Origin of the sequence: Enterococcus sp. HMSC072F02, assembly GCF_001837725.1 — a bacterium.
GTDB lineage: Bacteria > Bacillota > Bacilli > Lactobacillales > Enterococcaceae > Enterococcus_B > Enterococcus_B lactis.
Genome location: NZ_KV833885.1, coordinates 14,299 through 37,552, shown reverse-complemented (window position 1 = coordinate 37,552; position 23,254 = coordinate 14,299). Strand labels below are relative to the sequence as shown.

Genomic DNA, 23,254 nt, shown 5'->3' with positions numbered 1-23,254 from the left:
AATGCGTACATATTATATGAATCAGCTAAATTTACGAAAATCTCTCGGTGATAATCCAGTTTTTGCTTTGAACAAGCGACTAAAGTAAGCAAAATTCTCGATTCCGATTTCTTCGGAAATCATTCGAATAGTAAATTCTGTATACCGAAGAAGGTCTTTAGCGTAAGAGAGTTTTTTGCTGATTAAATAATCAATTGGCGGAGAACCGATGAATTTGGAAAAATCTTTGCTCAGCTGATATTTATTCAGTAAAAATTGCTGTTCTAATTGATCAAGTGTGATCGTTTCTTTGAAGTGTTCGTCCAAGTATTGCTTAAGCTTATAAACGTAAGGGGGAATATCTTCTTCTTCGAAATCCAGTTGATACTTCTGCAAAATCAGTTCATTCAACAGCTCGTGGATAGCTACAGAGGACTGGAAATCGGTACGGGCATTCGCACCTTGCTGCATGTGGATCAATTCTGTGATCAGATGATGGATCTTGTTTTCTGATGGATCGCCTGTCGAATGGAAGGTGTTATGCCCGTCTTTTGTGAACTCTTGATAAAATGATTGGACGCTCTGACCATTCAAATGAATCCAATCCATTTCCCATGGTTCTTCGCTAATTGTTTGATAACGCTGATATTCTTGGCAGTCAATAAAAAAGAGGTCTCCAGCTTTTAGCTGGTGCTGATTATCTTTATATGTAAGCAAACCTTCGCCAGACAAAGTAAATTTTATCAAATAAGAAGGTAAATATGCTCGTTCAGTATAGTAAGGGACCGGCGCTTTAAAGTAACCGATTTCTTGGATATAAAAAAATAAATTCCTACTTCTTTGCGTAGGTGTCAAGATCACTCTTTTTGAGTCTTCCGACCATGAGTGATTGGCTTTTTCCCAGTAATCCATGTAAACACTCCCAACTTGTCAAGATAATGCAATTATATACCAAAATAGTGTGAAGCAAAATATAAGTTTATGTAATATGATAGCATTGTTAATAAATGATAACGCTTTATTAATGGAGTGTTAATCAACAATAAAGTAAAAGAGGTGGAGAAATGAATCCGACATTTGTTGCCATCGATATCGGTGCGTCAAGCGGACGACTAATGAAAAGTACGAGGAATGATGAAGGTTCTTTAGTCTTGGAAGAAGTACACCGATTCAAGAACGGCTTTCGGAAAAAAGACGGTCATGACCGCTGGAAGATCGATTATCTTATCGAAGAGATTTTGATTGGATTTGAAAAATTAAAGAAAACAGGAATCGAGCGTTGTTTTGCAGGGATCGATACATGGGCAGTCGATTACTGTTTGATTGACGAACAAGGGGAACGGATGAATGATCCGATCGCTTATCGGGACGATCGTACCGATGAAGCAGTAAAACAGTTTTCTGAAATCTATTCTCTAGATAAGTTGTATGAGCAAACAGGGATTCAGATCCAGCCTTTCAATACCTTATTTCAATTGTTTGTCGAAGAAAAAGACCATTTGGCAAAAGCACATAAATTATTATTGATTCCTGATTATTTAGGCTACGTCTTTACTGGCAATATGGTGACGGAGAAAACCAATGCGTCTACTATGCAGCTGCTGAATGCAGGAACAAAAGAGTGGGAAACAGAACTTCTTGAAAAAGTTGGTGTCGCGAAAGAATTATTTCCTCCATTGACAGAGCCGGGAACGATACTAGGAGATTTGCAAAAAGAAAAATTCTCAAAATATGATTTGCCAGATGTGACCTTTATCACAGTAGCAAGTCATGATACGGCGTCAGCTGTATTAGGCACACCAGGGCAAGGAGAACAGTGGGGCTATATCAGCAGCGGGACATGGTCGCTTTTAGGGATGGAAACAAAGATCGCCAATGTTTCTCGCGCCGCTTTTTCTGAGAATTACACGAATGAATGGGGCGCTCATAATACGGTGCGTTTCTTGAAAAACATCATGGGGATGTGGTTGATCCAGGAAGTTGCTCGAATGCAGGAGTACGAATACAGTTACGCGGAATTGGCAGAACTTGCTGCAAAAGAAAAGCCGCTGCAACAAGTGATGGAAATCAATGACCCTCGATTTTTGAATCCTAAAAATATGATAGAAGAGATTCAGCAATACTGTTTTGAAACAGAGCAACCAGTCCCTGTCTCACCGGGAGCTATCGCTCGTTGTGTGTATGATAATCTTGCTCTTTGTTACGCACAAGAGCTAATCAAAGTAGAACACTTGACTGGAACGAAATTGGAAAAACTGCACATCGTAGGGGGCGGATCGAATAATCGCTTACTGAATCAATTGACAGCAGATTATGCCGGAATCATTGTAGAAGCAGGTCCTAGTGAAGCCACAGCAATCGGGAATATTGCCATGCAAATGCTCAGTACAGGTCAGTTTTCGAATATAGAACAAGCAAGAAATGTAATCAAACAGTCGTTTCCATGTGAAACTTTTTACCCAGATGAAAATAAGCAAAACACGAATGAATGGTACGTGAATAAAATCAAAGGAGTAATCGTATGAACACGATTGAAAGAAATTACGAACAAGCAAAAGAAAAATATGCAACTATCGGTGTAGATACAGATGCTGTACTAGAAAAGATGCAGAACATCAAAATTTCTATGCATTGTTGGCAAGGAGACGATGTCAAAGGTTTCTTGACACCGGATGGCGAATTGACTGGTGGAATCATGGCAACAGGAAATTTCCCAGGAGCTGCACGGACACCCGAAGAGCTTAGACAAGATTTGGAGAAGGCATATTCGTTGATACCGGGCAAACATAAATTGAATCTTCATGCTATCTATTTGGACACAGAAGAAGCGGTCGATCTCAATGAAATTGAGCCGAAACATTTTGAAAAATGGGCAGAGTGGGCAAAAAAAGAAGAAATCGGTCTTGATTTCAACCCGACTTTCTTTTCGCATCCAATGATGAAAGACGGCTTTACATTGGCTCATCCAGATAAAGAAGTTCGTGAATACTGGATCGAACACGGGAAAAGAAGCCGTAAAATCGCAGAATACTTTGGAAAAGAAACTGGACAAACATGTATCAATAACTTTTGGGTACCTGATGGGATGAAAGACAATCCAATCGACCGTTTTACCCCACGGAAACGTTTGATGGAATCGCTCGATGAAATTTTTACAGAAGAGCTAGATGAACGGTATGTACAAGATGCAGTAGAAAGCAAACTATTTGGTTTAGGCGCTGAAGCTTATACAGTCGGTTCCCATGAATTTTATATGGGTTATGGGTTGACTCGTGACAAACTTGTTTGTCTAGATGCTGGACATTTTCATCCAACAGAAGTGATTTCCAATAAATTGTCTTCCTTAGCTTTATTTAGCAAAGGAATCATGTTGCACGTTTCTCGTCCAGTTCGTTGGGATTCAGATCATGTCGTTTTGATGGATGATGAATTGCAGGAAATTGCTAAAGAATTAGTCCGTAACGAATTATTGGAAAAAACGAATATCGGTCTGGATTTCTTTGATGCAACGATCAATCGTATCGCTGCTTGGGTCATTGGTACGAGAAATACACAAAAAGCATTGATGAAAGCTATGCTGGAACCAGTTGAGCGATTGAAAGAAATGGAGCTGGCTTTTGACTTTACTTCAAGAATGGCTTACACGGAAGAATTGAAAGATTTCCCGTATGCCGATGTATGGAATTATTTCTGTTACAAAAATCAAGTTCCAGTTGGTTTGGATTGGCTGGAAGAAGTCCAAGAATATCAAAAAGACGTGTTGGGATTAAGAAAATAGGAGTGTGGCTATATTGAAAAAAATAGATATTTTACAAGCGCCTTATGTGAAAGAAATGATTGAAACGACATCGAATCTTTATCGCTTGGGTTGGGATGAACGAAATGGCGGGAATATTTCTTATTTACTCAAAGAAGAAGAAATCACACCGTTCTTGGATCCTGAAAAAGTGACCCGTCGCATCTCGATGATTTTTGATGCCAGCCGTTTAGCAGGATGTTATTTTATTGTAACTGGTTCAGGAAGATATTTTAAAAATGTAGCGAGCGAACCTGCCGAAAACCTTGGAATCGTTCGAGTTGCCGAAGATGGCAAAACATTAGAGCTTTTGTGGGGGTTAGAAAATGGCTGCCTTCCTACAAGCGAGTTGCCAAGTCATTTTATGAGTCATATCGCCCGTTTAGAAGTAGACCCAGATAATCGGATCGTTATGCATTGCCATGCTAGCCATTTATTAGCGATGAGCTTTACGCATGAATTAGACGAACGTTCCTTTAGTCGTACGCTGTGGCAAATGTGTACGGAATGTTTAGTTGTTTTTCCAGAAGGGATTTCCATCATTCCGTGGATGGTTCCGGGAACAAATGAGATTGGAGAAGCAACAGCTGAAAAAATGAAAGAAACTCGATTGGTTTTATGGCCGCAACATGGAATCTACGGGTCAGGAAAAGACATGGATGAAGTCTTTGGTTTGATCGAGACAGCAGAAAAGGCAGCAGAAGTCTATACGTACGTCAAAGCGCAAGGACCAATCTTGCAAACAATCACAGATGAGAATTTGTGGCGTTTAGCAGATGCGTTTGGTGTTACTCCGAAAGCAGGTTATTTGGAGGAAGTTCATACGAAAGTAGGGGTCTGACATGGTGAAAAAAGCCTTTTGCATGAAAGTTTACCCAGAAAAACAAGAAGAATACAAAAAAAGACATGATGAACTTTGGCCAGAGATGCGCACAGCACTTCGTGAACATGGGGTCATCGACTATTCGATCTATCTTGATCCGAGTACAAGTTTATTATTTGGTTACTTAGTGGTCGAGGATGAAGAGTTATGGGGAAAAATGGCAAATACACCGATCAATCAAAAATGGTGGAAATACATGGAAGATATCATGGAAACAAATCCAGATGCCTCCCCAGTCAGCCGTGAATTGACACCAGTCTTTGAACTGTAGAAACAAGCAACTGGGCAACCGGTTGCTTGAGATTCTTTCGTTTTCATTGTGAAAAATAACGCAAATTAGGAGGAATAGAAAATGAGTAATCGAATGATTTTAAATGAAACATCGTATTTTGGAAAAGGAGCGATTGAGTCAATCGTTCCCGAATTTCAGCAGCGAGGATTCAGCAAAGCAGCTGTCATTACTGATAAAGGATTGATCGAACATGGCATAGCGACAAAAGTAACAAAGCTTTTGGATAATGCAGCAATCGATTATGCTTTATACGACGGGATCGTACCTAACCCAACAATCCAAAATGTAAAAGACGGAGTGGCTTTTGTTAAAGAGGCAGAGGCAGACTGTTTGATCGCAATCGGTGGAGGTTCGCCAATCGATACGGCAAAAGCCATTGGGATTATTTTGACGAATCCAGAGTTTTCAGATGTTATCAGCTTAGAAGGTGTTGCTGATACAAAAAATCCATGTTTACCTATCTTAGCTGTACCAACGACTTCTGGGACAGCAGCAGAGGTAACGATCAACTACGTCATCACAGATGAAGCAAATCACCGAAAATTCGTCTGTGTCGATCCTCATGATATCCCAATCGTTGCGTTCATCGACAGTGACATGATGATGGGAATGCCAAAAAAATTGGCTGCGTCAACAGGGATGGATGCTATGACGCATGCTATCGAAGGGTTGATCACAAAAGGCGCTTGGGAAATGACTGATATGCTGCATTTGAAAGCAATTGAAATCATTGGTCATTCTTTGGAAGCTTCTGTAGAGGGTGATCAAAATGGACGAGAAAAAATGGCATTAGGACAATATATTGCAGGAATGGGCTTCTCAAATGTAGGTTTAGGACTGGTACATGGGATGGCTCATCCGTTAAGTGCATGGTACAACATCCCGCATGGTGTAGCGTGTGCAGCGCTCTTGCCAACGGTCATGAAATATAACAAAGAATATACTGGAGAAAAATACCGTGAAATCGCTCTTGTGCTAGGGATCAAAGGAGCAGCTGAAATGTCTTTAGAAGATGTAAGAGATGCAGCTTGCGGTGAGATCGATCGATTGAGCAAAGCGGTTGGAATCCCAGCGACCATTTCTGAGTTAGGTGTAAAAGAAACGGATATCCCAGCAATTGCAGAAGATGCTTTGCGAGATGTATGTACACCAGGAAATCCAAGAGAAACGACAGTAGAAGAAATCATTGCCTTGTATCAAAGCTTGATGTAAAAACGAAGCGGATCTTTAACTTTGAGTTGCCTATAAAGAGAAATAGCAGTTTGTATCCGGTTCTCTCTTTTAAATTGATGATATTTCCGCTATAATTTTTCTTATAAAGAAATAGGAGAATATTATATGGAAAATAAAAAACCTTATGGAACTGTATTGATCAAAGCTTCTAAAATACTAGACTATTTAGCAGAAAATCCAGACATCTCTTTGCAGACAATCGCAAAGGGTGTGGGAATGACTTCTTCTACAGTCTTGAAAATACTAGATACTTTACTGATGATCGGCTATGTAAATAAAAATTCAGAGAAAAATTATCGTTTAGGTGCAAAGCTTATTCGCTACGCGAATAAAAACATTGAACAAATCGATTTGGTAGAACTGACTTTACCATTTTTAGAACAGTTGCAGCAAAAGATCGATGAGACTATCCACTTAGGGGTATTGGACAACAATGAGATTTTGTACGTGAACAAACTAGATCCAAAACATCAAACGATCCGTATGTCTTCAAAAATCGGAATCACCCGACCATTATACAATTCTGCGATGGGTAAAGCCGTATTAGCAGAATTCAGTGAAGAGCAGTACACTGATTATCTTGAAAAACATCCGTTGATTCCTTACACGGAGTACACGATTACCAATGCCTTGCGTTTGAAAAAGGAAATCCAAACGGTAAAAGAAACCCACGTCGCATTTGACGATGAAGAAATCGAACGTGATATTTTTTGTATAGGAGCTTCAATCGTGAAAAACGAACAAATCATTGGTGCATTTAGTGTAAGTATGCCGAAATATCGTTTAACAGATGAGACAAAAGAACAAATAATCAGTGCCCTCAAGCAAACAAAAAGCGAAATCGAGCAAAGAATTCAAAAATAACGAAAAAAGCGTTTGCATTTTTTCTTTTCTGCCGTATAATATGGGTATAGATTTCCAAGTTATAAAATAAAATTTCTAAATAGGAAATAGGTGGAGAAGATGAAAAAAATTGATATTTTATCTCGATTGAAAAACGCCGGAGTGATTGCGGTGGTACGCGGAAAAAGTAAAGAAGAAGCTTTGAATGCTTGCCACGCAATCATCAAAGGTGGTCTAACTGGTATTGAGTTGACTTTTACAGTCCCTCAAGCGGATCAAGTAATCAAAGAACTTTTGTCATTCTACAAAAATCAACCAGAAATAGTGATTGGCGCAGGTACAGTATTAGACGCTGTCACAGCTCGCTTGGCTATCTTAGCTGGCGCAGAGTATATTGTTAGCCCTTCCTTTGATCAAGAAACGGCAGAGATGTGCAATCTGTATCAAATCCCTTACTTACCAGGATGTATGACGATTACCGAAATCAAAACAGCGCTGAAAAGCGGGGTAGATATCGTCAAACTATTTCCTGGAAGCGCTTATGGACCAAGTATCATTTCTGCCTTCAAGGCACCGATGCCTCAAGTCAATATCATGCCAACTGGTGGTGTGAGTCTGGACAATATGAAAGAGTGGTTCGATGCGGGTGTCGTAACAGTCGGAGTAGGTGGGAACCTTTTAGCACCTGCAGCTACAGGAGATTTTGACAAAGTAACGGAAGTCGCGCAACAGTATGCAGCAAAAATGAAAGAAATCAAGAGGTAGCTGCTTATGGGAAAAGTAGTGACACTTGGAGAAATCATGTTGCGATTGTCCACAGAACAGGGAACCCGCATCGATTCAAGTGAACGATTCGCTGCCCATTATGGCGGAGGGGAAGCAAACGTAGCAATTTCTTTAGCTAATTACGGACATGACGCGGTTTTTGCTACCAAAGTACCTGATAACGCATTGGGAAAAGCAGTCAAAAAGCACTTGCAATGCTATGGAGTAGATACGAAACAAGTATTATCTGGCGGGCCAAGACTAGGTACTTATTATATGGAAACTGGTAGTGGCGAACGCGCCGCCTCAGTGATCTATGATCGTGCCGGATCAAGCTTTGCTGAAATGGATCATTTGGAATGGTCGCTAGAGGAGTTATTCCAAGGAATAGATATATTTCATGTTTCAGGGATCACCCCAGCTTTGTCTAAAAAATGGCAAAAAATGACGAAACAAGTGATAGAAGTTGCAAAAAAAGCTGGCTGCCTGATCAGCTTCGATATCAATTATCGCGGGAAATTATGGACACAGAAAGAAGCCAGCGAAGTAATCCATCAGCTTTTACCTTTAGTAGATATCTGTTCAGCTGGAAAAATGGATGCTCTTTATTTGTTAGGTATCGAGAAAGCACCAGAAGCAGAAGAACAACCGCTGATTTATTATTATCAAAAAATGCAGGAAAAGTTCCCGAATATTCAGGTGTTTTATTCGACCAAACGTACCGTTCATTCAGCAAGTGAAAATGAATTGAAGGGGACATTGTGGATGAACCATGAATATGTGGAATCCCAAGTCCATAGAATCACCCCAATCGTGGATCGAGTAGGTGGCGGAGATGCTTTTGCAGGTGGCGTGCTCCATGGGATTTTATCCAATATGCCCCCGCAAGAAATCATTGATTTTGCTACGGCAGCTTCTGCCTTGAAGCATACGATCCATGGGGACTGCAACCAATTCAGTCAAGAAGAAGTCGCACAATTTTTAGCATGCGGCTCTGGAAAAATCATTCGATAGAAGGAGTAGAAGAAAATGCAAGAAATGGAAACACGTTATACACACAGTCCAGAAGATATCCGTCATTATTCAACGGAACAATTGAGAAAAGAGTTTTTAGTAGAAAAGGTATTCGAACCAGGAAAAATCAGTTTGACTTATACACACAACGATCGAATGATCTTTGGTGGCGTGACACCTACTGAAAAAGAATTAGAAATCACATTAGACAAAGAACTAGGTGTCGATTACTTCTTAGAACGTCGCGAACTAGGTGTGATCAATATCGGTGGACCAGGATTCATCGAAATCGATGGGCAAAAAGAAGAAATGAAAAAACAAGACGGCTATTATATCGGAAAAGAAACACGACATGTCGTATTTTCTTCTCAAGATGCTGAAAACCCAGCTAAATTCTATATTAGTTCTGTTCCAGCACATCATAAATATCCAAATGTAAAAATCAGTATTGACCAAGTAAAACCAATGGAAACTGGTGAAGGTCTGACATTGAATGAACGTAAAATCTATCAATACATCCATCCAAATGTATGCGAAAGCTGTCAATTACAAATGGGTTATACGATTTTAGAACCAGGAAGTGCTTGGAATACGATGCCTTGTCATACACATGAACGTCGTATGGAAGCTTATGTCTACTTTGATTATGCCAATGAAGATACACGTGTGTTCCACATGATGGGCAAACCAGATGAAACAAAACATTTAGTCGTAGACAATGAACAAGCTATTATTTCACCAAGCTGGTCGATCCATTCAGGTGTAGGTACAAGCAATTACTCATTCATCTGGGCAATGTGCGGAGAAAACATCACCTATACAGACATGGATATGGTGCAAATGGATCAATTAAAATAAGCATAAGGGAGAGAAAATGATGGAATTTAATATGGATATGTTTCGTTTAGATGGAAAAGTAGCATTAGTCACCGGTGCCGTCTATGGTATTGGATTTGAGATTGCACGCTCTTTAGCTACAGCAGGGGCAAAAATCGTATTTAATAACTTGAATCAAGAATCAGTTGATGAAGGTATAGCGCATTATAAAGAAGCGGGCATCGATGCAAAAGGTTATGTCTGCGATGTAACTGATGAAGATGCGGTTCAAGCGATGGTTCAGCAAATCAAAGAAGATGTAGGTTCAGTTGATATTTTAGTCAATAATGCAGGGATCATCAAACGGACACCGATGATCGAAATGGATGCGGCTGACTTCCGTCAAGTGATCGACGTGGATTTAAATGCTCCATTTATCGTTTCAAAAGCAGTTATTCCAGATATGATCGAAAAAGGCGGCGGTAAAATCATCAATATCTGTTCTATGATGAGTGAATTAGGACGCGAAACGGTCAGTGCTTATGCTGCGGCAAAAGGCGGATTAAAAATGCTAACGAAAAACATCGCTTCTGAATACGGTCAATACAATATCCAATGTAATGGAATTGGACCAGGTTATATTGCTACACCACAAACTGCCCCATTACGCGAAACACAAGAAAACGGTGAACGTCATCCATTCGATCAATTTATCGTTGGACGTACGCCAGCAGCACGTTGGGGCGAGCCAATCGATTTGGCTGGACCATCTGTCTTCTTGGCTTCTAGCGCATCGGATTTCGTTAACGGTCATGTCTTGTATGTAGACGGCGGCATACTTGCCTATATCGGAAAACAACCTTAAACGAGGTTTAGTACACTATTTAGTGGAGAGGTTATGAAATCAGCAGCTTGAACGAATACCGAAGGACAGCTGATTAAATATCATTTATCCAAAAAAAGGAGTATGACGTAAATCAGTCATACTCCTTTTTCTGTGCGTCTTCCATACTTCACTAAGTGGATCCCTCTTGCTTCACACCAATCCTTCACTGGACCGGAAAAGATGAGAGATTGTTGGTGGAGGGACGCGGTATTCGTTGCGCCGACCATGGTATAAAGCAGACGAAGTTCCTCTTGCCATTGTTTCATCAGCATAATGGTTTCTTCCACGCCATGATTCATCAGATGAGTCAATACAGTTCCTGAAGTGCCCACTGCTTTTGCGCCGAGACAAAGGGCTTTAAATATATCATAGGCATTGCGGATACCTCCGGAGGCTAGGATTTCCATAGAAGTGTCTGCTTCATTTGCTTCAAGCAATGAGGCGACTGTCGATTGCCCCCAATCAGCTAGATAATTCAGTTCTCGCTTGGAGCGACGGGCGTTTTCAATCTGGGTGAAACTTGTCCCACTTCGACCGCTGATATCAACTGTATGAACCCCTAAAGAAGCTAAATCATTGATTGTTTCTCTTGTCATGCCAAACCCGACTTCTTTTACGATAAGGGGAACGTCAATGGCTGTTTGAATCTCTTGGATAAGTGCTTTCCAGTTAGTAAAATCACGGTCTCCCTCAGGCATGACCAACTCTTGAGGTGCATTCAAATGAATCTGTAAGGCATCTGCGTGAAACAATCGGATAGCTTCTTGGGCTCTTTCGACAGAAGTTCCTGCACCGATGTTGGCAATGATTTTCCCGTGAGGATATTCTTGTCGCATAATTGTATAAGTATCGGCTAAAGAAGGGTCCTTCAAGGCAGCGCTGACTGAACCAGTGGCAATCATCAAATCTGCTTCTCTTGCGATGATTGCAAGGTCTTGATTGATTTTTTTTGTTTTTTCGCTTCCGCCAGTCATCGCATTGATATAAAACGGGCTGCTTAGTGTAAACCCAGCTGCTTGTGTACTTAGATCGACATCAGCAACTGCTGTTTGCGGCAAAGGGTTATGAATGACCCGTACGAAATCAAATTCATTTTTTTGCTTATCATGAAAGGCTTTAGCTAGTGAAACATGTTCATCTTTTCGATTCATCGGTTTTCCTTTCTTTGATCGCTATAGACATGTAACGGTAGGGGGGTGATTTCTGCTTTTTCCCATGCACTCATTAAAGGAAGGATGCCAGATTTCTGATCAACGATTACGATGCCGCAATCCCCACCACCTGCACCGGAAGACTTTGCAGCCCCTTCATACTGTTCAGCTAAATTACATAATTTATTCAAAGCAGGTGTTTCGATAACAACCCCGGTGATAGCCGATAAATCATGCAGTAATTGTCGGTTTTTTCGAATCATCTGTTGGATCAACGTAACATTATCTTCTTTAAATCCTTTGATCATTTCGTTGACGCATTCTGTACTGTTTTTTAAGAAAAGCTGATAAGCCACCATTTTATCTTCTCTCGAACGGTGAACTTGATCGACCAAATCAGAGGTAGAGGCAGGGCTACCCGTCCAACCAATCAATAAACGTAGATCTTCAGGAGCAATCAATGGCTCAATTGAGAGACCTGGCCAATCCATGGCAAGTAACTGACTGATGGAATGCTGAGTTTCTTGTTCTTGGAGCCAAGGATGGTCGAAGGTCGAGAAGGCGATCCAGCCACCATAACAGCTAGCAGCGATGTCGCCGCAAGAACCATTATCTTGAACTGCTAAATTAGCGAGTGCTGCGATCTTGAAAATCTCTAGCTGAGATAAATTCAATGCGTAAAAAACATTCAAGGCTTTGACCGTTGCAACAGTAACAGCGCCGCTAGAACCTAATCCGTATTTCCGACCATTTGAACTGTCTAGCTCGCTTGTTACTTTCAGATCATAAAAGGATAAAAGAATGTTTTTTTCTTGTGCATACTTTTCAGTCAATCGAATAGCAGCAAGGATATAATGAAAAGGATTTTCCCGAATATCTAAAACTAATTCCCCGTTACGTCTTGTCCAACGTACAGGCATCCCGCTATATTGTGCAGATTGGATACTTCCGACTTTTCGTGCGGACTCTACAGTGACTGTCACGAATTGATCGACTGCAGCGATAACTGCCGGATGACCTGTTTCAACAACTGCATATTCTCCGGCAATATAGAGTTTGCCTGGTGCAGATACTTCAATCATAAAAATCTCCCTTTATTCAATAATCGCAATTCCTGGACCAGCGTGGGCAGTAATTACTTGTTCTTTGCTAAATAATTTAGTAAATGTTTCTTGTACCTCAGATAAATGGCTGTTTTCCACTAAAACTTTGACATTAGGGCCAGCATCCATCGTAAAGTAGCATGGAATGCCTTGCTTTCTCAATTGCCGCACCGCATCCATCGCTTTTAAGCTGTCAGGAGACCAGTAAGTGAAAGGTGGTTGGGCAGCTAAAGTCGTTCCGTGCATTTTTAGTCCGTTTCTTTCCATCGTTTCTCCGAGAAGTTGGAAATCTTTTGTTTTGATTGCTTGTTTCAATTGATATAGATCCCCTTCAACGGAATCTAACCAGCCTTGATAAAAACTGGATGTTTCGACTGTCCGACGCATCCCATTTCTGCTAGACACTTCTTTTTTCTGATCGTTGATCAAAATGAAAACCATTGCTAGATCGTCTTCGAAAGAATCAGAAGGGACTGGTTTGGCATAAGAGCTTAAGTCATCATGACCTTTTTCCCATTCGACGAAACCACCAAAAATACTTCGGCAAGCTGAACCAGACCCGCGTCGAGCAAATCTTGAAAGAGAAAGATCGTCTAATCCAAGCTTAAGGGCAGTATTACAAGCGCCTGCTAAAGCAGCTAGCCCGCTAGCAGAGGATGCTAATCCGGCTGCGGTAGGAACGAAATTCTGACTGATTACTGAAGCTTTTAGTGAGATGCCGGCTTCTTTACGAAAAAGGTCAAGAAACTGACTAACTTTTTTTGTTGCTTTTTCGTCTTGCAAGGTGTCATCTAGATAGAATTCATCTGCTATATAGCTATCAGAAAAGATAACTTCTGTTTCGGTATAAAATGCATCCAATGTCAACGAAAGACTGTTGTTCATCGGAAGGATGAGTGCTTCATTTTTCTTACCCCAATATTTGATTAGGGCAATGTTGGTATATGCGCGTGCTTTGCCTTTAAACATAGGTATGTACTCCTAATCCTTGTATCCAAGTTTCAGCCGCACCCACATCTTCAAGTGCTTGACTGATTTCTTGGGCTTTTGTTTTTGTTTGTGCTAATGCAATCATGCAGCCACCGCGTCCGCCGCCAGTTAATTTAGCCCCTAATGCACCGGTATCTTTAGCTGTTTGGATCAGTAAATCAAGGAAATCGTTGCTGATCGTCAGTTTTTCCAGAAGTGATTGTGATTCATCCATTGTTTGAGCTAACATTCCTGGTGAATTTTCAATGATTGCTTGCTTCGCTTGCTTTGTCAAGTATCCTAATTTTTGAATCATTTGTCCAGTTTCATGTGGTTGTCTTTCAAACAGGTGAGCGACATCTTTGACGGCTTCTCTTGTTTGTCCTTTGATTCCTGTATCAGCGACAATCAAAAAAGCATCAATATTCAAAGAAAAATAATCAAAAGGATGCCCTTTTGTAAAATAAATTGGCTGCAAGCTGCTAGTAGCGGCTGCATCGATCCCACTAGGATTACCATGTGCGATTTTTTCCGAAAGTTGTACATTCTCTAATAGTATTTCACGAGACAAAGGGAGTGCTAAGTAATCATAAAAAGCACGAGTGACTGCTGTGGCGACCGCAGCACTTGATCCCATTCCACGTTCAGCAGGAATCGTGCTTTCGATGGTTAGTTGCAAGTTTTTATGGATATCATGCTCTTTTTTTAAATGGATGAATAATTTTTTGATATTTTTTAATGTATGAGGAGCTTCGGCTAAATTTCCTGAATAGTAGGAAGAAACCAATTGATCGTCCATTGCATCCAGCTCTTCAAGGAATGCGGTGACTTTTGTTGCATAAAAAGGAAAGGCAATCGCCGGTTCTCCATAAACAACCGCGTGCTCGCCCATCAAGATAATCTTTCCGCTTGATTCTCCTTGGCCATAGTTTGCCATAATCTAACTCCTTCTCACGTAAAAGTGATTTTTAAGCAAAAAATAAAGCGCCCAAAACGAGTTGCGCTGCTTCACGAAATTTTTTGTCCGCTAAGGGTCTCAAAAAACATTCCTTCTTTATTTTACTAAAATCATCCCAGAAGTAAAACTAAGAATACGTTTTCTAAAGGAAAAACCCTTTTTTCTTAAGAATTTTTTGACCTTTTTACTTTTTTGACTAGAAAAAAATACGATTGACACTACTAGATATTGGGGGTATATTTAAAAAGGTTGGAGTTAAACACAATATTTAGTGATGAAGTGAGCTGGAGGTAAATGAGCGTGATCGTTTTAGCAGGTACAATTGGTGCCGGAAAATCAAGTTTGACAGAAATGATGGCTGAACACTTTGATAGTCAGGCATTTTATGAATCAATTGATGATAATGAAGTCTTGCCCTTATTTTATGCAAACCCTGAACAGTATGCTTTTTTGCTGCAAATTTATTTTTTGAATAAACGTTTTGCAAGCATCAAACAAGCAATGAAAGATGACAATAATGTATTGGACCGTTCGATTTATGAAGATTCGCTGCTTTTCCATCTAAATGCAGATCTAGGAAGAGCGACGGAAACGGAAGTTCGTGTGTATGATGAACTTCTGGAAAACATGATGGAAGAGCTGCCCTATGCTGCCCATAAAAAACACCCGGATTTATTAGTTCATATTCGTGTATCATTTGATACGATGCTAGAACGGATCGAGAAACGTGGTCGTTCATATGAACAATTGTCCTTTGACCCAAGTCTGTACGATTATTACAAAGAATTGAACAGACGGTATGATCAATGGTATGAAGAATACAAAGAAAGTCCAAAAATCCAAATCGATGGAGATCGCTATAATTTTGTGGAAGATTCTCAAGCAAAAGAAGAAGTCTTGAAAATGATCGAAGAAAAATTAGCAGAAATCCGCCAAACTGAATTAGCCATTTGATATAAAGCTACTCAAAAAAAGGATGCTCCTTTATTTGAGTAGCTTTTTTCTTTATACTAGAAACAAATATCAGGAGGATGGAGTATGCGGGAAAAACACTATTTTAATCAAGAACGTAATTTTTGGATCAATATACAGCAAGATGATGTGCTAGCTGTTAAAAATTTAAAAGAAGAATATGGCATCAGCGATGAGATGCTGACTTATTCTCTAGATAAAAATGAGCGGGCGCGCGTAGAATATGACTCTTTTGATGAAGCGTTACTACTTGTATCAAATGTCCCACACCAACAAAAAGTCGATAATCATTACGAAACTAGCCCTATCGCTTTTATTTTAAAAGAAGATGGTTTGTTTACATTTACCACGCCGAATACCGAGTATGTGATTCGACTGATTCGATCACTTTTGGAGCGAATGCCAGACATGAGTGTATACAGTTTATTGTTTCGTACATTATTTTTAATTTCTGATTCCTTTTTTCCTTTAATCGAGGAAGTAAATAGCGAACGTCAACGGCTCAACCTAAAGTTAAGGGAAAAAACAACAAACAAGAATCTACTGCAACTTTCAGATTTAGAGATTGGTTTGGTTTACTTAGTTACAGGAACAAAACAAAATGTAGTACTTTTGGAACAAATCAAGGCATTGGCCATTTATCGCAAGTTGTCAGAAAAGGAAAAGGAAGAGTTGGACGATGCACTGATCGAAGCACGACAAGCAGTTGAAATGACGAACTTAGCTTCGCAGATTTTAGATCAGCTTTCTGGCACTTATAATAATTTGCTGAATAATAATTTGAATGACACGATGAAGTTTTTGACTGTCTGGTCGCTGATCTTGACTGTACCGACTATTGTGACAGGATTTTTCGGGATGAATCTTAAGCTACCATTTACCCATTCCGTTTTCGGATGGGGAATCGCCTTGATCATCAGTCTGGTTTTATCTGTTTGGATGCTCATTGCACTATGGAGGCGGATTCGTTGATCTAGTCTTTGATCTGCAAACCAAGAGCTTGAGCAATCACAAGTGCTTGCTCCTGGTTGACAATCAGTCCTGCCAAATAATCTTGAGATAAAGCAATGGTAGTGAAGAAATTAGTCGTAAAGTCTAATCCCTTCAGAGAAGTTCGGAACCAATTCGAACCAGTTAACTGATTGTCAGACAAAAAAAGATTTTTCCAAGTGACCTCATAAAATTCGCTGTCTTCTAACTGGCAATGATCGAAGGATACGGCTTTCAAGTTTGTGCTGCTAAAGGAAGACATCGAAGCAATGCAGTCAGTGAAAGTGCAGTCTCTAAGATAACTTTCGGCAAAATTCGTACCTGTTAATTTACATTGATGAAACACGACTTGGTGGAAACTGCCACCAATCCACTCCAGATTGGAAAAATCACACTTTTCAAAAATGACATTACTGCATTCAAAATGACGTAAAGCTGTTTTTTGCATGGTCAGTTTTTGGACATGACTCTCTCTTAATACCATATTTTTAGCATCAAGATAGCTTTGATCACCTCCATTGACCAGAAGACCAGAGAGGATTTCTTCATCTTCTAAATAAAAATCTCCTTTTGTCAGAGGAGGAAGAGAAGGTGGGATAGGTTCGATTTTTTTCATGTGAATTCACCTCGTTTTTCTTTAGTATAGCAAAGAAGTGGGAGTCACTGCTAGAAAGTCTGCTAGACCAATCATTTTCAGAAAAGGAAGAAAAACTGTATGAAAAACATTGACATAAGGATTGGTTTTTGCTATACTATGATGGTTGAGAAATAAAAGCAGAAGCACCCGCTTCTCGCCTTAGTTGATAATGTCACTGGGCTAGATAGTTTTCACTGGTTCTATTAGGTGAAGTACGCGCGGGTTCTGTAAGAGAACTCGTTTTTTTATTGCCGTTTATTCGGTAAGCTTTTCTTTCTCTCATAATATTTGGAGGTGAATGACCATAGCAAAGGATATGATGGTTAACGACGGCATTCGTGCACGAGAGTTACGATTGATCGGTTCAGATGGTGAGCAATTAGGAGTTAAGACAAAAGCAGAAGCATTGAATATTGCAGAACAAGCAAACTTGGATCTTGTGTTAGTTGCCCCTGGTGCGAAACCACCAGTTGCGCGAATCATGGACTACGGTAAATACCGTTTCGAACAACAAAAGAAAGACCGCGAAGCGCGTAAAAAACAAAAAGTGATCAATGTAAAAGAAGTTCGCTTAAGTCCTACGATCGACTTGAATGACTTCAATACAAAACTTCGTAATGCACGTAAGTTCTTGGAAAAGGGCGATAAAGTGAAAGCTTCTATCCGTTTCAAAGGCCGTGCCATTACCCATAAAGAAATTGGTCAAAAAGTCTTGAATCGCTTAGCTGAAGAAACTGCTGATATTGCAACAGTGGAACAAAAAGCGAAAATGGACGGACGCAGCATGTTCTTGACGCTGGCACCGAAAAACGACAGTAAGTAATTTGAATGACTAACTGGCTGTTGGACAGCCGATAGTCGGATAACGAAAGATTTTGAGGAGGAAATATAGTCATGCCAAAACAAAAAACACACCGCGGATCAGCAAAACGTTTCAAACGTACTGGTAAAGGCGGATTGAAACGCTTCCGCGCGTTTACAAGTCACCGTTTCCACGGCAAAACAAAAAAACAACGCCGTCAATTGCGTAAAGCAAGCATGGTTTCTAGTGGCGACTTCAAGCGTATTCGCCAACAACTAGCAAAAATGAAATAAGAAGTACAAATAACAGAATCTGAAGATTTATTTTTATTAGGAGGAATTATACATGGCACGTGTTAAAGGTGGAACAGTAACTCGTAAACGTCGTAAAAGAGTGCTAAAATTAGCAAAAGGTTACTACGGTTCAAAACACACTTTATTTAAAACAGCAAAAGAACAAGTAATGAATTCATACAACTACGCATATCGTGATCGTCGTCAAAAGAAACGCGACTTCCGTAAATTGTGGATTGCTCGTATCAACGCAGCAGCTCGTATGAATGGCTTGAGCTACTCAAAATTAATGCACGGTTTGAAAGTTGCTGAAATCGACATCAACCGTAAAATGTTAGCTGACTTGGCTGTAAACGATGCAGCAGCATTTACTGCATTGGCTGACCAAGCAAAAGACGCTTTGGCTAAATAAGCTAAACAATTATAAAGAGGAAAGAAGATAACGAAAAGTTATGTTCTTTCCTCTTTTTTTGTTTCCAATTCTTCACCATAGAAAACGGGATAACAACGTATAAGTCTAAAATAGCATAATTAAGGTTTTTTAATTGAAATCCGAACATTTATGGTCATCCTCTAATGAAAGCGCTAACTACATAAGCTAGAATGAACTTAACTGATATATTAGTTTGTTTATCAGAAAAATAAAATGGACGGAGGAATAACATGAGTGATATTATTATTGGTATTTTGTTAGTTATCTCATTCTTTTTCATGGTCTGGTACTGTGTAAAGGGCTACAACTTGATGGTCGGTTTTGCCATCATGGCGACTGTATGGATGGGATTAGCACTAGTGGGAAACACGTTTTCGCCGAACCCGGCGATGGAAGGGCAAGGAGTAATCGATGTATTGACGCATATCTATACGACTGGACCTGCTGAGTACGCGAAATCGATCTTGGTAAATGTCTTCTTTGGTGCCTTTTTCGGTCGTGTTCTAGTAGATAGCGGAATCGCAGCCACATTGATTCGTAAAGTAGTCGAACTTGGAGGGGACAAACCAAGAATCACGATGAGTTTGCTGTGTGTTGTAACCGCTGTTATATTCATGTCGATGACAGGAATTGGACCAGTGATTTCTATCGCAGTCATCGTTTTGCCGATCTTGATGTCTTTAGGAATCTCAGTACCAGTTGCGTTGTTCTCATTTATGGGCTCGATCATGGCTGGAATCTTTGCTAATATCGTCAACTTCAAACAGTATCAAACGATTTATGCTGGTTTCAACCCAGCAGCTGAAAGTTACACTTATAACGACTATTTCCAAATCGGTATGATTGGGATGGTTGTAAGTTTAGTTGTTGTACTAACGGTGGCTAATATATCAATGAATAAAAAGAAACGCTATGCAATGGCAGCAAACGTACCGGCTGAAGGTGACGACGCACCAATGATCTCATGGTTAGCCGTATTATTACCAGTTTTAGGGGTCGTTTTGTTAGATCTTCCAATCATCTTAGGTTTTATTCTAGCAGGTATTTGGGCATTGCTGTTTACTGGAAAATTGCGCGGAGGTTATAAAGAAATCTGTCGTCAATTTGCGAAATTATTTACAGATGGTGCAGTCGACGTCGCACCAATGGTCGGTTTCTTGATGACCTTAGCGATGTTCAATAACTCAGCTGCGTACGCTTCTCCTTATTTTTCAGCTATTTTCGGAGACTTGATACCGCAATCACCATTAGTCTTGGCAATCGTATTTGCTATATTGACACCACTAGGATTTTTCCGCGGTCCAATGAATCTAGTCGGTTCAGGATCAGCTATTTTAGCTGTTGTATTAGCTGTAAACCCAACAATGTCGCCAGCCTTTTTGTTCCCATTGTTTGCAATCACAACGATTGCCCCTCAGCATTTAGATATTACACAATCTTGGGTCGCTTGGGGATTAGGGTATACAAAAGTAACGTCTCGAGAATACATGAAGAAATCCATCCCAACTGGTTGGATCATCGGTGCGATCTTATGTTTGATTACATTCTTCTTGTACGGGAACGCCTAGTAAACAAAACGTCGATAGAAATGATTAGATGAATGGAGGAAAAGAAAATGAAACGTTTTGTGCGAATGGGAATTGATGTCGGTGGTACGCATACGAAAGCAGTGGCAATTGATAATGCGACACATGAAATCATCGGAAAGTCTTCAGTGAAAACGACCCACGATGATGTTCGTGGGGTAGCTGCAGGAGTCGTTCAATCTTTTCAAAATTGTTTGCGGGAAAATAATATTAGTCCAGAAGACGTTGTTTTTGTTGCACATTCTACTACGCAAGCGACGAATGCGCTGATTGAAGGGGACGTAGCAAAAGTCGGTGTAATCGGTATGGCAAAAGGGGGATTAGAAGGCTTTTTAGCAAAACGACAAACTAGATTGAACGATATCGATTTAGGGAATAAGAAAAAAATAGAGATCGTCAATGCATTCTTACCTGTCAAACACTTAAATGTAGACCGTGTTTCAGAAACGATTTCTTCTCTAGAAAGAGAAAGAGCGGAAGTTTTGGTTTCTTCTATGGCATTTGGAGTAGATAATGGGGAGCCAGAACGGGTCGTTTATGAAGCAGCATCGGTAAAATCGATTCCTACAACGATGGCTTCTGATATCACAAAATTATATGGATTGACAAGAAGAACTCGGACAGCAGCGATCAATGCGTCTATTTTACCCAAAATGCTAGATACGGCAACATCGACAGAAGACTCCGTACGAGAAGCAGGAGTCAATGTCTCTTTGATGATCATGCGCGGAGACGGCGGGGTAATGGAAATCAATGAAATGAAAAAACGACCTGTTTTAACCATGCTTTCCGGTCCAGCAGCATCAGTCATGGGCTCTTTGATGTACTTGAGAGCGTCTAATGGGGTTTATTTTGAAGTAGGCGGAACAACAACCAATATCGGGGTCATTAAAAATGGACGTCCAGCAATCGATTATTCAATTGTAGGTGGCCACCCAACATATATCTCTTCATTAGATGTTCGGGTTCTAGGTGTGGCAGGCGGTTCGATGGTACGGGCCAATCAGTCAGGAATCATCGATGTCGGTCCACGTTCTGCACATATTGCCGGTTTAGATTATGCAGTATTTACGGAGACAGAAAAAATCAAAGGTCCTAAGGTTGAATTTTTCTCTCCTAAAGAAGGAGACCCTGCTGATTACGTCAAGGTAGTGATGGAAGACGGAGAAGAAGTGACTATTACAAATACATGTGCAGCCAATGTCCTTGGATTAGTGCAAGAAGAACATTTTTCTTATGGAAATGTCCCATCTGCACGAAAAGCCATACAGGCATTAGCAGACTATTGTCATACGACGGTTGAAGACATCGCAGAGCAGATCATGGAAAAATCCTATGCTAAGATTGAACCAGTGATTTTAGAATTGGCAGACAAGTATCATTTGGAGAAAGATCAGATTTCTCTTGTAGGTGTAGGGGGCGGCGCTGCCTCTTTGATTACTTACTTCAGCAATAAAATGGGTGTGAAATATTCCATCCCTGAAAATGCTGAAGTGATCTCTTCTATTGGTGTGGCACTTGCAATGGTCCGAGATGTTGTAGAACGTATCATTCCTTCACCAAGTAAAGAAGATATCCGATCATTGAAAAATGAAGCGATGAATAAGGCGATTGAATCAGGTGCTATGCCAGAATCGATCGAAGTCCACGTAGAAATCGATCCACAGACTTCAAAAGTAACGGCTATCGCTACTGGTTCTACGGAAGTGAAAGCAACCGATCTAACCAAGGAGATCACAACAGAAGAAGCACTAGAGCTTGCTGCAGAGGATATGCGATTAAATAAAAATGAAGTTTGCTTATTGGAAAATACACCTTTCTTTTATGTATGCGGCGAACAGCATCGTTCAAAAAATGCTGGAAGTCTTCGGATCATCGACCAAAAAGGATTTATCAAGGTCCAACGTGGACATGCTTCTTGTCTGAAAACAACTGCAGCCAATTATATGGCAGCAGTCGAACAACTTTGGGAAGATATGGCAGTTTATCAAACGGAGTTGATCGCCCGACCAGAATTTTATCTCTGTTTAGGAGCAAGAGTCTCTGATTTTACAGCGACGGATCTGGAACAACTACAGCTTTTGATGGATCTGGAAGTATCTACTATGGAACCAGAGGAAGAAGTGATCGTCGTTGCCGGAAATATCAAACAAACATAAGTTAGAAGAGTTACTAAACAAATTACAACAGATCCCCGAAGAAATTTGGGGATTCTATCAGTTTCAGCGAGATTTGTTTTGGAAAAAGATTCCTTTGTCCAAGCAGAAAATCCTCATACCACAATCAATCGATTGTGGTATCGAAACGGCATGTAGCATCAAAAAAAAGTACCCTTTTGCCGATGTAGGAGAAATTTGTGAACAAATGGCTATTCCAATCGTTCCTTGTGAATCAGAGCAAATAAACGAACGAATCACTTTTGCAACTTATGCAGAAGATGAAGGGATCCGATTGATGACGGAGCCGTTAGAAAAATTAAAATGTTCAGGACTTACTTCGATCTCTAAAGAAACAGCGCAAGCTTTGATTATTGGACATGAACTATTTCACCACATTGAAGCTTCTGTTAAGGGAATTTATACGCAAAACGAAAAAATTGTGCTATGGCGGCTGCCTTTTTATACACACCAATCAACCATTCGTGCATTGAGCGAGATAGCAGCGATGAGTTTTTCAAAAGAGATGAATCAAAGCCGTTTTTCGCCTTATGTATTAGAGGCAGTCTTGCTTTGGCCATATAATGAAACCCGTAGCCAAGGGATTTTAGAAGAAATAAAAGAAATAGAAAAAAGATGTGCGGAGTATGATTTCGCTCACAAATAAAGAGGTTGTGACAGAAGTGGTCAGCTTCAA

Annotated in this window: 24 protein-coding genes and 1 other annotated feature; of the genes, 18 read left to right on the top strand and 6 right to left on the bottom strand. The window is 40.2% G+C overall.

Features of this window, described 5'->3' with window-relative positions; translation table 11 throughout:
- Positions 1-21: 21 nt before the first annotated feature.
- A complete protein-coding gene (locus tag HMPREF2731_RS00565) occupies positions 22-891 on the bottom strand; it encodes an AraC family transcriptional regulator (RefSeq protein ID WP_002309732.1) in 870 nt (289 codons plus the stop codon).
- Positions 892-1,043: 152 nt separating this feature from the next.
- On the opposite strand from HMPREF2731_RS00565, the gene rhaB reads away from it, so the two are divergent.
- The 10 genes from rhaB (at position 1,044) to HMPREF2731_RS00515 (ending at position 10,486) form a co-directional block, all read left to right on the top strand.
- Positions 1,044-2,504, top strand: a complete 1,461-nt coding sequence (rhaB, locus tag HMPREF2731_RS00560) for a rhamnulokinase (protein WP_002313985.1) — start codon at positions 1,044-1,046, stop codon at positions 2,502-2,504.
- Positions 2,501-3,757, top strand: a complete 1,257-nt coding sequence (rhaA, locus tag HMPREF2731_RS00555; protein WP_002313986.1) for an L-rhamnose isomerase — start codon at positions 2,501-2,503, stop codon at positions 3,755-3,757. The genes rhaB and rhaA overlap by 4 nt, the downstream gene beginning before the upstream one ends.
- 13 nt (positions 3,758-3,770) lie before the next feature.
- Positions 3,771-4,616, top strand: a complete 846-nt coding sequence (rhaD, locus tag HMPREF2731_RS00550; RefSeq protein WP_002309729.1) for a rhamnulose-1-phosphate aldolase — start codon at positions 3,771-3,773, stop codon at positions 4,614-4,616.
- 1 nt (position 4,617) lies between these two features.
- Positions 4,618-4,929, top strand: a complete 312-nt coding sequence (rhaM, locus tag HMPREF2731_RS00545; protein ID WP_002293379.1) for an L-rhamnose mutarotase — start codon at positions 4,618-4,620, stop codon at positions 4,927-4,929.
- A gap of 81 nt (positions 4,930-5,010) precedes the next feature.
- Positions 5,011-6,162, top strand: coding sequence for a lactaldehyde reductase (gene fucO / locus HMPREF2731_RS00540; RefSeq protein ID WP_002312462.1), 1,152 nt, complete (start codon positions 5,011-5,013; stop codon positions 6,160-6,162).
- A 126-nt stretch (positions 6,163-6,288) separates the two neighbouring features.
- Positions 6,289-7,047, top strand: a complete 759-nt coding sequence (locus HMPREF2731_RS00535) for an IclR family transcriptional regulator (protein ID WP_002293373.1) — start codon at positions 6,289-6,291, stop codon at positions 7,045-7,047.
- A gap of 99 nt (positions 7,048-7,146) precedes the next feature.
- Complete coding sequence (locus HMPREF2731_RS00530) at positions 7,147-7,791, top strand: bifunctional 4-hydroxy-2-oxoglutarate aldolase/2-dehydro-3-deoxy-phosphogluconate aldolase (protein ID WP_002320629.1); 645 nt, start codon at positions 7,147-7,149, stop codon at positions 7,789-7,791.
- 6 nt (positions 7,792-7,797) lie between these two features.
- The gene (locus HMPREF2731_RS00525; protein WP_002309726.1) at positions 7,798-8,805 is read left to right on the top strand and encodes a sugar kinase; all 1,008 of its coding nucleotides are present in this window, start codon (positions 7,798-7,800) and stop codon (positions 8,803-8,805) included.
- 15 nt (positions 8,806-8,820) lie between these two features.
- Positions 8,821-9,663, top strand: coding sequence for a 5-dehydro-4-deoxy-D-glucuronate isomerase (gene kduI / locus HMPREF2731_RS00520; protein ID WP_002288239.1), 843 nt, complete (start codon positions 8,821-8,823; stop codon positions 9,661-9,663).
- 19 nt (positions 9,664-9,682) lie between these two features.
- Entirely contained in the window at positions 9,683-10,486 is an 804-nt protein-coding gene (locus HMPREF2731_RS00515; RefSeq protein ID WP_070872061.1) for a gluconate 5-dehydrogenase, read from the top strand.
- A 116-nt stretch (positions 10,487-10,602) separates the two neighbouring features.
- Here HMPREF2731_RS00515 and fni read toward each other — a convergent pair whose 3' ends face one another.
- Genes fni through mvk form a run of 4 tightly spaced genes read right to left on the bottom strand, consistent with a single transcriptional unit; the run spans position 10,603 to position 14,667 of the window.
- Entirely contained in the window at positions 10,603-11,658 is a 1,056-nt protein-coding gene (gene fni, locus HMPREF2731_RS00510; RefSeq protein WP_002313987.1) for a type 2 isopentenyl-diphosphate Delta-isomerase, read from the bottom strand.
- Entirely contained in the window at positions 11,655-12,740 is a 1,086-nt protein-coding gene (locus HMPREF2731_RS00505) for a phosphomevalonate kinase (RefSeq protein ID WP_002309723.1), read from the bottom strand. Before HMPREF2731_RS00505 ends, fni begins: the two co-directional genes overlap by 4 nt.
- A gap of 12 nt (positions 12,741-12,752) precedes the next feature.
- A complete protein-coding gene (gene mvaD, locus HMPREF2731_RS00500) occupies positions 12,753-13,730 on the bottom strand; it encodes a diphosphomevalonate decarboxylase (RefSeq protein ID WP_002293367.1) in 978 nt (325 codons plus the stop codon).
- Positions 13,723-14,667, bottom strand: coding sequence for a mevalonate kinase (gene mvk, locus HMPREF2731_RS00495; protein WP_002309722.1), 945 nt, complete (start codon positions 14,665-14,667; stop codon positions 13,723-13,725). Before mvk ends, mvaD begins: the two co-directional genes overlap by 8 nt.
- Positions 14,668-14,982: 315 nt before the next feature.
- On the opposite strand from mvk, the gene HMPREF2731_RS00490 reads away from it, so the two are divergent.
- Together HMPREF2731_RS00490 and HMPREF2731_RS00485 are read left to right on the top strand one after the other, a co-directional pair.
- Positions 14,983-15,642, top strand: a complete 660-nt coding sequence (locus HMPREF2731_RS00490) for a deoxynucleoside kinase (RefSeq protein WP_002316609.1) — start codon at positions 14,983-14,985, stop codon at positions 15,640-15,642.
- A gap of 84 nt (positions 15,643-15,726) precedes the next feature.
- Positions 15,727-16,632 (top strand): magnesium transporter CorA family protein, encoded by a 906-nt coding sequence (locus HMPREF2731_RS00485; RefSeq protein WP_002313988.1) that lies wholly within the window; start codon positions 15,727-15,729, stop codon positions 16,630-16,632.
- Position 16,633: 1 nt separating this feature from the next.
- Here the strand turns inward: HMPREF2731_RS00485 and HMPREF2731_RS00480 are convergent, their stop codons facing one another.
- Positions 16,634-17,266 carry a pentapeptide repeat-containing protein gene (locus tag HMPREF2731_RS00480; protein WP_002313989.1) on the bottom strand — a complete coding sequence of 211 codons (633 nt, stop codon included), beginning with the start codon at positions 17,264-17,266 and terminating at the stop codon, positions 16,634-16,636.
- 150 nt (positions 17,267-17,416) lie between these two features.
- Positions 17,417-17,542 (top strand) — a sequence feature (ribosomal protein L20 leader region).
- 43 nt (positions 17,543-17,585) lie between these two features.
- On the opposite strand from HMPREF2731_RS00480, the gene infC reads away from it, so the two are divergent.
- The 6 genes from infC (at position 17,586) to HMPREF2731_RS00450 (ending at position 23,224) form a co-directional block, all read left to right on the top strand.
- Positions 17,586-18,110, top strand: coding sequence for a translation initiation factor IF-3 (gene infC / locus HMPREF2731_RS00475; RefSeq protein WP_002293357.1), 525 nt, complete (start codon positions 17,586-17,588; stop codon positions 18,108-18,110).
- Positions 18,111-18,181: 71 nt separating this feature from the next.
- Complete coding sequence (rpmI, locus tag HMPREF2731_RS00470; RefSeq protein WP_002289309.1) at positions 18,182-18,382, top strand: 50S ribosomal protein L35; 201 nt, start codon at positions 18,182-18,184, stop codon at positions 18,380-18,382.
- A 52-nt stretch (positions 18,383-18,434) separates the two neighbouring features.
- Positions 18,435-18,794, top strand: a complete 360-nt coding sequence (gene rplT / locus HMPREF2731_RS00465) for a 50S ribosomal protein L20 (protein WP_002293355.1) — start codon at positions 18,435-18,437, stop codon at positions 18,792-18,794.
- Between the two features lie 251 nt (positions 18,795-19,045).
- On the top strand, positions 19,046-20,383 hold the full coding sequence (locus HMPREF2731_RS00460) for a citrate transporter (protein ID WP_070872060.1): 1,338 nt from the start codon (positions 19,046-19,048) through the stop codon (positions 20,381-20,383).
- A gap of 47 nt (positions 20,384-20,430) precedes the next feature.
- Positions 20,431-22,560, top strand: coding sequence for a hydantoinase/oxoprolinase family protein (locus HMPREF2731_RS00455; protein ID WP_002313991.1), 2,130 nt, complete (start codon positions 20,431-20,433; stop codon positions 22,558-22,560).
- On the top strand, positions 22,535-23,224 hold the full coding sequence (locus HMPREF2731_RS00450) for a hypothetical protein (protein WP_002313992.1): 690 nt from the start codon (positions 22,535-22,537) through the stop codon (positions 23,222-23,224). Before HMPREF2731_RS00455 ends, HMPREF2731_RS00450 begins: the two co-directional genes overlap by 26 nt.
- Positions 23,225-23,254: the final 30 nt, after the last annotated feature.

Bases quoted from the DNA above. Each gene is read 5' to 3' on its own strand.
- kduI (WP_002288239.1), top strand. From the start codon at position 8,821: ATGCAAGAAATGGAAACACGTTATACACACAGTCCAGAAGATATCCGT.
- HMPREF2731_RS00460 (WP_070872060.1), top strand. From the start codon at position 19,046: ATGAGTGATATTATTATTGGTATTTTGTTAGTTATCTCATTCTTTTTC.
- HMPREF2731_RS00515 (WP_070872061.1), top strand. From the start codon at position 9,683: ATGGAATTTAATATGGATATGTTTCGTTTAGATGGAAAAGTAGCATTA.
- mvaD (WP_002293367.1), bottom strand. From the start codon at position 13,730: ATGTTTAAAGGCAAAGCACGCGCATATACCAACATTGCCCTAATCAAA.
- rhaM (WP_002293379.1), top strand. From the start codon at position 4,618: ATGGTGAAAAAAGCCTTTTGCATGAAAGTTTACCCAGAAAAACAAGAA.
- HMPREF2731_RS00565 (WP_002309732.1), bottom strand. From the start codon at position 891: ATGGATTACTGGGAAAAAGCCAATCACTCATGGTCGGAAGACTCAAAA.
- HMPREF2731_RS00530 (WP_002320629.1), top strand. From the start codon at position 7,147: ATGAAAAAAATTGATATTTTATCTCGATTGAAAAACGCCGGAGTGATT.
- rhaB (WP_002313985.1), top strand. From the start codon at position 1,044: ATGAATCCGACATTTGTTGCCATCGATATCGGTGCGTCAAGCGGACGA.
- infC (WP_002293357.1), top strand. From the start codon at position 17,586: ATGACCATAGCAAAGGATATGATGGTTAACGACGGCATTCGTGCACGA.
- mvk (WP_002309722.1), bottom strand. From the start codon at position 14,667: ATGGCAAACTATGGCCAAGGAGAATCAAGCGGAAAGATTATCTTGATG.
- HMPREF2731_RS00455 (WP_002313991.1), top strand. From the start codon at position 20,431: ATGAAACGTTTTGTGCGAATGGGAATTGATGTCGGTGGTACGCATACG.
- HMPREF2731_RS00505 (WP_002309723.1), bottom strand. From the start codon at position 12,740: ATGATTGAAGTATCTGCACCAGGCAAACTCTATATTGCCGGAGAATAT.
- HMPREF2731_RS00485 (WP_002313988.1), top strand. From the start codon at position 15,727: ATGCGGGAAAAACACTATTTTAATCAAGAACGTAATTTTTGGATCAAT.
- rpmI (WP_002289309.1), top strand. From the start codon at position 18,182: ATGCCAAAACAAAAAACACACCGCGGATCAGCAAAACGTTTCAAACGT.
- fni (WP_002313987.1), bottom strand. From the start codon at position 11,658: ATGAATCGAAAAGATGAACATGTTTCACTAGCTAAAGCCTTTCATGAT.
- HMPREF2731_RS00525 (WP_002309726.1), top strand. From the start codon at position 7,798: ATGGGAAAAGTAGTGACACTTGGAGAAATCATGTTGCGATTGTCCACA.
- rhaA (WP_002313986.1), top strand. From the start codon at position 2,501: ATGAACACGATTGAAAGAAATTACGAACAAGCAAAAGAAAAATATGCA.
- HMPREF2731_RS00480 (WP_002313989.1), bottom strand. From the start codon at position 17,266: ATGAAAAAAATCGAACCTATCCCACCTTCTCTTCCTCCTCTGACAAAA.
- HMPREF2731_RS00535 (WP_002293373.1), top strand. From the start codon at position 6,289: ATGGAAAATAAAAAACCTTATGGAACTGTATTGATCAAAGCTTCTAAA.
- HMPREF2731_RS00490 (WP_002316609.1), top strand. From the start codon at position 14,983: ATGAGCGTGATCGTTTTAGCAGGTACAATTGGTGCCGGAAAATCAAGT.
- rplT (WP_002293355.1), top strand. From the start codon at position 18,435: ATGGCACGTGTTAAAGGTGGAACAGTAACTCGTAAACGTCGTAAAAGA.
- fucO (WP_002312462.1), top strand. From the start codon at position 5,011: ATGAGTAATCGAATGATTTTAAATGAAACATCGTATTTTGGAAAAGGA.